Source organism: Chloroflexota bacterium (assembly GCA_016875535.1).
In the GTDB taxonomy this organism is placed as follows: Bacteria; Chloroflexota; Dehalococcoidia; order SHYB01; family SHYB01; genus VGPF01.
Window position 1 is genome coordinate 38,361 of the sequence record VGPF01000014.1, and the last position, 9,192, is coordinate 47,552.

The window sequence follows — 9,192 nt, forward strand, 5'->3', positions numbered from 1 at the left end:
ATTGGTGTGAGCGACGAGACGACCGCAACCCGCCATCTCCCACAGGCCGCTTGGGCTAATCCAGGGGGCGCCAGTTTGGGCATTGAAGAGAGCCTCGTCCTTGAGGTTCAACGCGGCGACCTGAACGCCTTCAGCGGCATCTACGAAGCCTACTACGACCGGGTCTTCCGCTACATCCTCGTCCGCCTCAACAACCAGGCCGAAGCCGAAGACCTCGCCTCCGAAGTCTTCCTGAAGGCCTTCGAAGCCGTCCGTGATTTCAAGCTCAAGGGCGTCCCCTTCGCCGCATGGCTCTTTCGCATCGCCCACAACCTCGTCATTGACCACGTCCGCCGCCGCAACAAGCGCCCCACGACGGAGCTCGATGAAAGGCTCCCCCTCACTCAAGACTCGCCCGATGAGCTGGTGGAACTGGGCCTGACCTCCGACGACGTGAAGAAGGCCATGACCGTGCTGACCGATTCCCAACGCCAGGTCATCGCCCTCCGCTTCGGCGCCGGCCTCTCCCTGATCGAAACGGCCAACGCCACAGGCAAGAAAGAGGGCGCCATCAAGGCGATGCAGCACAGCGCCATCCAAGCCCTTCGCCGCGCCATGGCGAAGCGAGGGCACGATGTCCCGGGTATCGAGAAGTAGACGCGCCATGTTCGCCCTACCGCACAAGAAAGCGCGCCAAGAGGCCCTCGAAGGTTCCCTTGCCAGGCTTCAGCAAGGGGCCAAGATCGAGGAGTGCCTGGCCGCCTACCCCGCCCACGCCGCTCACCTGCGCCCCCTCCTGGCAACCGCCCGGATGATGCAGGCCCTCGCCTCCGCCGCGCCTTCGCCCCAGGCCAAGGCCTTCGGCAAGGCGCAGCTCCAGCAGGCCATCCAGGCCCGCCTGGCGGCACAGCCCGCCGCCCCTGCCGGCGCGCCCACCGAGGCGGAACTGGAGCACGTCCTGAACACCTGCCTGGAGCGCATGCGCCTGGGCGAGACGATGGAGCGCTGCCTGACCGATTACCCCTCCTTCGCCGCGGCCCTGCGGCCGCTCTTGTCGGTCGCCATCGCCACGCGGAGCATCGCCGGCGCCCAGCCGCGCCCGGAGGCCAAGGCCCTGGGCAAGGCGCGCCTCCAGGCCGCCATCAATGCCAAGCTCGCCCAGGCCGCCGCCGCGAACACGGCCCCTGAGGCCGAGTTCGATACGATCCTGAACACCTGCCTGGAACGCCTGGGCAAGGGCGCCACGGTGGAGGCCTGCCTGGCCTCCTACCCCCGGCACGCCGAGCGCCTGCGCCCGCTCCTCCAGACGGCCCTTGCCGCCCAGGCCACCTATCGCGTCAAGCCCGATCAAAAGGCCAAGGCCGCGGGCCGCGCCAAGCTGCGGCAATCCGCCGCCCACGGTTCCGGCGGCGGCATCTGGCGCATCCCAACGGCCCTCATGCCTCTGCGGGCCTGGGGCGCCAGCGCCGCCGTCCTCGTCATCCTCTTCGGCGGCTACGGCGTCGTCCACGCCTCGGGAGATGCCAAGCCCCGCGGCGTCCTTTACCCGGTGAAGCGCACGGTGGAAGACCTCCAGGAGCGCGCCCCCTTCCGCTCCGATGACAGCAAGGCCAAGCTGGCCGCCCAGTTCGCGGAGCGGCGCACGGAGGAGATCGCCTACCTGGCGGAGCGGGGCGAAAGCGCCAAGATCCCCGCCTTGACGGAGGACCTGAACCGCCAGGTGGAGCGCTTCGCCCACTTTGAGACCAAAGGCGCGCAGAAAGAGGTCCAGCGCCTCCAGGCCAGGATCGAATCGCGCCTGCCGCAGGAGAGCGCCTCTCTGCCCATCGCCGCCGGCGAGCCTCCCGCGGCGCCGCCTGCTGCCACACGCCCCGCGATCGCCGCCGGCGAGACGCCGGCGGCCACGCCGAGAGCCACTCGCCCCGCAGCCGCCGCGACCCCTGAGCCAACGCGAGTTCCGCCCACCCGGGAGCAGACGCGCCCGCCCATCGCCACGGACGGCCCTCGCCCGCCGCTCGTCTTGAGCGAAGGCGAAGCCAAGAAGATTGACGCCCAGCGCCAGAACCTGGAGCAGAACAAGGCCAGGCTCACGGAGCAGTATCAGAAGACCGTGGCGAAGCTGGAAGAGGCGAAGAAGATGGCCCCGCCGGAGCAGGCCGCCCGCTTCGACGAGACGCTCGCCACGCTGGAGGCGCGCCACAACAATGAGATCGCGAAGCTGGACGAAGGCCTTTCCAAGCTCGCCGCTCTAGAGTCGAACCCGTCCATCGTCCGCCCGCAAACGCCCTCGCCCACGCCCGGCGTGACCCGCCCCGCCTTGCAGACGCCTGCAACACGCCCGCCCACGCGTATCCCGGAGACCCGTCCGGCTACACGTCCAGTTGAGACGAAGGCTCCCACACAGGTACCAGCCACCCGCCCAATAGAGACCAAGCCGCCGACTCAGGTCCCGGCTACTCGTCCGGCAACGCTGCCGCCTACCCGTGTCCCGGAGACTCGGCCTGCGGAGACCAAGCCGCCGACGCGCATCCCAGAAACCAGGCCTGCGACGCAGCCTGCCTCCCTCACCGTCCCGCCAACGCGCGTGCTGGAGACCAGACCCGCCACCCAGCCACCGACGCTTCCTCCCACCTTGCCCTCCACTCGCCCGCCGGAGACGCGGCCTCCTACACAGCCTCCCACGTCCACTCCACCGCCTACGCGCCCACCCACGGAGCCGCCCAAGACGCCGACTCCTGCGCCGACAAAGCCTCCTGACAGCACGCCGCCGCCTACTTCGGCGGCGCGCACTCCCGTCTCCCTAGAAACTCCGGCAGGGGCAACGTCGGAGCTTCGCACGTCTGCGCCCCAGACGCAGCAGCCCACCCAACCGCCAACGCGAAGGCCGGAAGAGACGCGTCCGCCCACCCGAGCGCCGACCCAGGCTCCCACTCGCCGCCCCGAAGAGACCCGCCCGCCCACTCAGCCACCGCCGACACGGCAACCGGAGCCGACACGCCCCGCGCCGACAGCCGCAGGCAACCAGGGGAACCCCAACCGGCAACCTGAGCCGACTTCGGCGCGTCGCTAGTCGCTTGCTCTCAGAGCGGTTCGCCTGACCACCCCTGTTCATCCAGCCGCGCTTGTTACCGTTCCGTTACCGACCTATTCCCACTTCATACCCGCACGAAGCCTTGCCGAAAAGAGCGGTGGGCTAGAATGGAAGTGGTGCAAAAGATATGCGTTACCCGGGCGATAGGCCCTGGGGCAACGCATCCGCTCTCCGTTCGCGCGCTAGCTAGCCGAAGGCCAATGGAAGAACCACAGGCTCAAGAACCGCACACTTCGGAACAGCCGCAAGGGCGGCGATGGGGGCTCTACGCAGTCGCCGCCGCCGTGATTGGGGTCTTTTTGCTTGCCGTGATCGGCCCCATCTTCGCCGCCTCTGTCACCGTGAAAGGCGACCCTGTCGTTAACTCCGGGACCGATTCGGCGTTGACCTTTACATCAACGCTCTTCAACTCAGGGCATATCAACCGCTTCAACGGCGTCACCTTCACCGTATCGGGCACCAGTATCACCGCAGTGGGCTTTCAGGGCTCCAAGAGCAGCACCGCCACCAACGATTCGAGCGTCATCAAGGCGACGCTCCAGGATTCGGCAGGCGGCACGCTCAAGACAGCCACAACCACGCTGAGCACGGGTTCAGGCAGCTTTGCGGTAACCAGCACTATCGCCTCGGCATTCCCAACGTATCAACGGGTGGCAAAGGTCGTTGTCGGCCTCACGGAGACCCTCAAAACTACAAAAGATGCCACGATACGCTCAGCCGTCGCGAACACGAACTTCGGGGCCGCGACCACTCTCAGCGTCGCCGCCACAAGCCCGATTGATCGGGCGCTCCTCGGCTTTGACCTCTCCAACGTCGGGACCAATGGGCTTCAAAGCGCAACGCTGACGCTCACTGTGGCAGCAACCGCTACCTGGACCAATGGCCACACCCTTACGGTCCAAGCCTTCAACCTCACCTCCCCCGGCAGCGCATGGACGCAAGGCGCCTGCACCGGCTCCTCTTGCGCCGGTTCGGGTGTCACTTGGAACAACGCGGTGGACTCCAACACTAACAACACGTCCGATAATATCGGTAAAACTGGACGGCCAACGGCGGTCTTTCAGATGTCCGCAGCGCCACTGCCACGGCGGTCAATCCGGGCGCGAACCCGCCTGCCGGCACGCAGGTCAGCTTTAATGTGACGACCGACGTCCGGAACGGCGCCGCCAGCGGATGGCTCCTGAAAAAGACGGACGAGACGACGACGGGCACGATCACTTTTACGTCCAATAACGGCACCATTGCCAACGCCCCAACACTGGTGCTGGTCTATGAGCCGGGCTAGGCGGAAGCCATGAAGGTGAGTCGCCTGCGTATCTTGTTAGCCATCGCCGTGGCGGCCGTCATCGGGACCCAGATCTACGCCACCGGCATCACCGGCTCCAGCAACCGCCTCGGCGGCGGGACTGATTCCGTGCCCAGCTGCACGCTCTCCAAGGGCGTCATCAACGGCTCGGGGACCATCAGCAGCTTTACGGCCAGGGTCGCCTGCTCAACCTCGGGGACGTACAGGGTTCTGGCAACGGTCACCTCCGGCGCATCCTCAAGCAGTGGAAGCGCAAGCGCCTCCCTCAGCTCAACGGCCACGGATGTCTCGATCACGATCTCACCGGCCGTGACCATCGCGACATCAGGCTACTACGTCACCGTAAAAGTGAAGAAGTAGGGGCCATGGGCGCGCCTCACGCGCCCTACTCGAACCGCAGGGCGTCCGCCGGGTCAACCCTGGCGGCCTGGCGGGCAGGCAGGTATGTGGTGAGCCAGGAGAAGAGGTACGAGCCCACCACAATCACCACGAGCCGCATCCACGGGATGACCAGCTGCACGTTCGGCTCATTCTCTTTCACATCGGTCATCACGTTGATCGAGGTGATGAGGCCCAGGATCAGGCCGACGGCGATGCCCAGCAGGGCGATGAAGGACGATTCCAAGAGAAAGGTCGTCTGCACCATGCGGCGCGAGAAGCCGATGGCCCGCATCACGCCGATCTGCTTGCGGCGCTCCACCACCGCCCGGGCGCTGATGACGCCCAGGGCCGCCACGCCCACCACCAGGCCTAGGGCCATGAAGCCCGTCAATAGGTTGTTGAAGGCGATATTTTGCGCCCGGGACTCGTCTATCCGCTCTGCGATGTCTATGGTGTCCATCGCGTTCTGAAAGAAGGCCGCCTCCACGCGGCTCGCGGCGTCGGGCGTGCCGGGGCTCACGTGGATAAAGAGGCTCGTCAGCGGGATATCGCGCTCGAAGGCCTTCTGCAGCGTCTCCGATGAGGCATAGATACCGAAGGGCATGAAGAACTGCGACGCCAGGTCGTCCACCACACCGACGACCGTGAGCTCCACGCTCTTCCCGGACTTCGCATCCTGCACCGTGACCTTCACAGGGTCCATGACCTCGTTCTCTATGTAGAGGCCCTCCGGGTCAAGGCGGAAGCCGTCCCCCAGGAACTGCCGGCCGAAGTTCGCGCGTGTCGGCACCAGCAGCGAGTTGACGAGCGCCGTTCCGGGGCGCTTCTGCAGCGTCTCCCACACAGCGGGGGCATCGAAGCCCTCCCCTTTCTTGAAATCCTCCGTCGCCAGCTCGATGCGGAAGTTGTTGGAGGCGATGAAGTTCGGGTCCACGCCGCTGAGGATAGCGTTCTTCAGCTCCCTCTCGCCATCAGCCAGTTTGGCCTTGGCGGTGAGGATAGTGCGCAGGCCGCCCACGGAGGGCAGGCCGTTCACCCTGGTCACGAAGGCCAGGTCCGGGTTGCCGTTGATCGCCGCGCTCACATCGGCGATGGGATTGATCTCGCCCTGGGAGATGGCGATGACGTCGTACCCGCCCGCGATGCGCTCCGTATCGTCGAAGAGCTTCTCGAAGCTGAAAGTGAGGGTGGACATGACCACAATGGAGAAGACGACGACGGCGAACATCGCCACGGAGAGGCCCGTCCTGAAGGCGGAGCGCAAGGGATAGGAGACGGCGCTCTTCACGATAGGGGCCAGGCGGCGGAACTGGCCCAGGCTCTTCATCACAGCGCCAAGGATGAAATCGGCGTTGTTCATCAGGGCCATCACCGCGCCCGTGACCACCATGCCGCCGGAGATGAAGAAGATGGAGATATCCACGTTCCAATCGTCCCTGCCGAAGCGCACGGCCTTGGTGGGCAGGAGCCAGTAGACCATGAGCACGATGCCGACGGCGCTCCACACGGCCCGGGAGGAGACGCCGCGGTAGCGGAGGATGTTGGCGATACCGAAGGGCAGGATGGAGAGGCCGACGCGGAAGCCCGCGATATTCCGCGCATTCCAGCCGTTGAGGGCGATGAAGAGTCCCAGCAGGATAAAGATGATGCCCCAGATAAGCGTCCGGCGTCCTTCCTTCACGAGCTTCGGCTCCGGCACATCGCGGATGGCGCGGACGATGTTCAGCTTGCTGATGCGCCAGGAGGCGATGGCGACGGTGATGAAGGTGACGATGATGCCGATGAAGAAGGCCACCATGACGCTGCCGGGCGTCGCGTGGAAGATGAGCTTGAAGTCCTCCGTCTCGCTTGATTCGGCGAAGGCATTGGCCACCGCCGCCACCAGCCCCCAGCCCACCAGCATGCCCACGATGGCCCCCACGATGGCCGCGCCGAAGCTGTAGACGGCCCCCTCCATCACGAACATCCGGATGAGGTGGCCGCGCTTCATGCCGATGGCGCGCGCCATGCCCATCTCGCTCTTCCGCTCCGCCGCAAGCATGGAAAAGATGAGGAAGATGAGCAGGATGCCGACGCCGATGGAGAAGAGGCCGAAGGTGGTGAAGAAGCTGACAAAGATGGTGGCGATGAGGTTCGCCAGGTCAATCAGATCGGCCTTGAGGCCGAAGACCTCCAGGCCCGTATCGCCCAGGGGGGCGCGGTGCTCCTCCGCCTCCCGCGCCTGGGAGCCTGCGGTGGCGAGGGCATCCTTGATGCGTTGCTGCACCGCCGCTGTCCTCTCCACGCCGGAGTCCACGTCGCCCTTGTTCGAAATGAGGATGTAGGAGATCTCGCCTGGGTGGCTGAGGAACTTCTGCGCCTCGGCCAGGGAGAGCATCAGAACGGCCTTCGTCTCATCCCGCTTGAAGTAGTAGCCGTCCACGATCCCTTTCACCGTCAGCCGGCCGATGGCCCCCGGCCCGCTGGGGACGCCCAGCGCCGTGCCCGCCTGCGCCTTCAGCCGTTCGGCGCCTTTGGAATCGAGGTAGACTTCGCCTGGGGCGAGGGACGCAAGGTCCACGGGGCGGCCATCCCGCAGTCTCAACTGCTCGAACGTCGCCGCCCGCGCCGGATCCAGGCCCGTGATCATGACGTTCACTTCGAAATGCCGGCCCGCCACGTTGATGGCCGCGACGTTCTCCGTCAGAACGGGCAGGACGCCATCCACATCCGGGTCGCTGTCCAGCGCCTTGACGATGGCCTCCACATCCGCGGCGGCGAAGCGCTCGGGCGTGGGCTTGCCCTCCCATTTGGGGGCATCGCGGTCCACGCGCACCACCTGGTCCAGCGTGCGGAGGCTGTCCTTCACCGAGCCTTCGATGCTGTAGGAGATCGAATCGCCGGTGGTGAAGGCGCTGGCCATGATCGCCGTCGCCAGCATGAGGCCGACGACGATGAGGGCCGTCTGCGTCTTGCGGCGGGGGACGTTGCGGACGCCCATCCGCGCCACGATGGGCGAGCGGACGGCGATGTAGGCAACGACGGCCGCGATGATGACGAAGAGGACGCCCAGCCCCATCGCGATGGAGCTCATGGGCGTGCCGAAGAGTTCCTTCATGGCAGTGTATCCCCTTCGCTCCGTGAAAGCGTCGCCCCAAAGAGGGGCAAGGCCTCCGCTCCTCCTCTCCATCGATGGGAGAGGAACTCGAGCGTAGCCCGAGAGGAGAGGGTGTTGTTCTGTTTTAGTCCCTCGATGCGGGAAGGGCGGTGCGCCACACTGCCTTTGGCCGAGGAGACGTCCGGCGCAGGTTGCGCCGAAATCCCCCTCTCTTTACTTCTCTCCCGCCAGGGGAGAGAGGGGGTGGAGCGGACCCACTTCCACCCATTAGTTAGCCTGTTTGAAGAGACCAAAGTCGCGAACACTTTGAACTTACCTGCTGTTCCGGCTCTCGTTGACGATGACGCCGTCCCGCATCCGGATGATGCGATGGGCCCGCGCCGCGACCGAGTCATCATGGGTGACCAGGACAAAGGTCTGGTTGTTCTGCTTGTTGAGCTGAACCAGGAGGTCCATGATCTCCTTCGAGTTCGTGGTGTCCAGGTTGCCCGTCGGCTCGTCGCCCCACACGATCTCGGGATCGTTCACCAGCGCCCGCGCGATGGCGACGCGCTGCTGCTGGCCGCCGGAGAGCTCGGCGGGGTAGTGCTTCGCCCGGTCGGCAAGGCCCACCAGCGTCAGCGCCTTCATCGCCTTCTCCCGCGTCTCCTTGGGGTTCGCGCCGGAGACGAGCATCGGCAGCTCCACGTTCTCCAGGGCCGTCAGCACCGGCAGGAGGTTGTACGATTGGAAGATATAGCCCATCTGCCGCGCGCGGTAGGTGGTCTTCTGGTTGTCTGACATCGTGGTCAGCTCGCTGCCGGAGATCTTGATGGAGCCGCCTTCGTCCACATCGTCCAGGCCGGAGAGGCAGTTGAGGAGCGTGGTCTTGCCGCAGCCGCTGGGACCCATGATGGCGACCATTTCGCCCCGGGTGATAGTCAGGTCAACGCCCTGCAGGGCCGCGACCTTCACCTTGCCCGTATCGTAGGTCTTCTTCACGCCGGTGGCGACGATGATGGAATCGGTCTTGACGGTGGTGGTCATGTGAACCTCGCGCTTCCAGGAAAAGGGGCGGCTCGTGAGGGCGTTCACAATTGTAGGGCAAGCACGAACTTTCGACAATTCCTTAAGTAGTGGGTGAGGTTGACCTTTCGCGTGGCAGTACAATGTCCTCAATGGATAACTGTCAGCATTGATATTGGCTGATTTCGTAAGATTCTGTCATCGGCTTGGGCTGTGAACCGCCCCGGGTTTGATGGAGGGCTCGTTTATTGAGTCCCGGCTCTTGCCGGGGCCGGTATAGCACCGTTGGTGGCCTCATACTCCGCTGGTGGCAGGTAGCCGATGGCGCTGAAG

General features: G+C 65.3%; 6 protein-coding genes. 4 read left to right on the forward strand and 2 right to left on the reverse strand.

What is annotated here, in order from left to right:
- The first annotated feature begins 75 nt into the window (after window positions 1-75).
- The 4 genes from FJ039_05895 to FJ039_05910 all read left to right on the forward strand — a co-directional run bounded on the left by FJ039_05895 (window position 76) and on the right by FJ039_05910 (window position 4,736).
- Window positions 76-636 carry a sigma-70 family RNA polymerase sigma factor gene (locus FJ039_05895; GenBank protein MBM4405700.1) on the forward strand — a complete coding sequence of 187 codons (561 nt, stop codon included), beginning with the start codon at window positions 76-78 and terminating at the stop codon, window positions 634-636.
- Window positions 637-643: 7 nt separating this feature from the next.
- The gene (locus FJ039_05900) at window positions 644-3,049 is read left to right on the forward strand and encodes a hypothetical protein (GenBank protein ID MBM4405701.1); all 2,406 of its coding nucleotides are present in this window, start codon (window positions 644-646) and stop codon (window positions 3,047-3,049) included.
- A gap of 221 nt (window positions 3,050-3,270) precedes the next feature.
- Window positions 3,271-4,212 carry a hypothetical protein gene (locus tag FJ039_05905; GenBank protein MBM4405702.1) on the forward strand — a complete coding sequence of 314 codons (942 nt, stop codon included), beginning with the start codon at window positions 3,271-3,273 and terminating at the stop codon, window positions 4,210-4,212.
- A gap of 152 nt (window positions 4,213-4,364) precedes the next feature.
- Window positions 4,365-4,736 (forward strand): hypothetical protein, encoded by a 372-nt coding sequence (locus FJ039_05910; GenBank protein ID MBM4405703.1) that lies wholly within the window; start codon window positions 4,365-4,367, stop codon window positions 4,734-4,736.
- A gap of 25 nt (window positions 4,737-4,761) precedes the next feature.
- Here FJ039_05910 and FJ039_05915 read toward each other — a convergent pair whose 3' ends face one another.
- Together FJ039_05915 and FJ039_05920 are read right to left on the reverse strand one after the other, a co-directional pair.
- Window positions 4,762-7,926: an ABC transporter permease gene (locus tag FJ039_05915; protein ID MBM4405704.1), complete on the reverse strand. Its 3,165-nt coding sequence runs from the start codon at window positions 7,924-7,926 to the stop codon at window positions 4,762-4,764.
- A 240-nt stretch (window positions 7,927-8,166) separates the two neighbouring features.
- Window positions 8,167-8,880, reverse strand: coding sequence for an ABC transporter ATP-binding protein (locus tag FJ039_05920; protein MBM4405705.1), 714 nt, complete (start codon window positions 8,878-8,880; stop codon window positions 8,167-8,169).
- Window positions 8,881-9,192: the final 312 nt, after the last annotated feature.

Bases quoted from the DNA above. Each gene is read 5' to 3' on its own strand.
- FJ039_05900 (MBM4405701.1), top strand. From the start codon at position 644: ATGTTCGCCCTACCGCACAAGAAAGCGCGCCAAGAGGCCCTCGAAGGT.
- FJ039_05920 (MBM4405705.1), bottom strand. From the start codon at position 8,880: ATGACCACCACCGTCAAGACCGATTCCATCATCGTCGCCACCGGCGTG.
- FJ039_05910 (MBM4405703.1), top strand. From the start codon at position 4,365: ATGAAGGTGAGTCGCCTGCGTATCTTGTTAGCCATCGCCGTGGCGGCC.
- FJ039_05915 (MBM4405704.1), bottom strand. From the start codon at position 7,926: ATGGAGAGGAGGAGCGGAGGCCTTGCCCCTCTTTGGGGCGACGCTTTC.
- FJ039_05905 (MBM4405702.1), top strand. From the start codon at position 3,271: ATGGAAGAACCACAGGCTCAAGAACCGCACACTTCGGAACAGCCGCAA.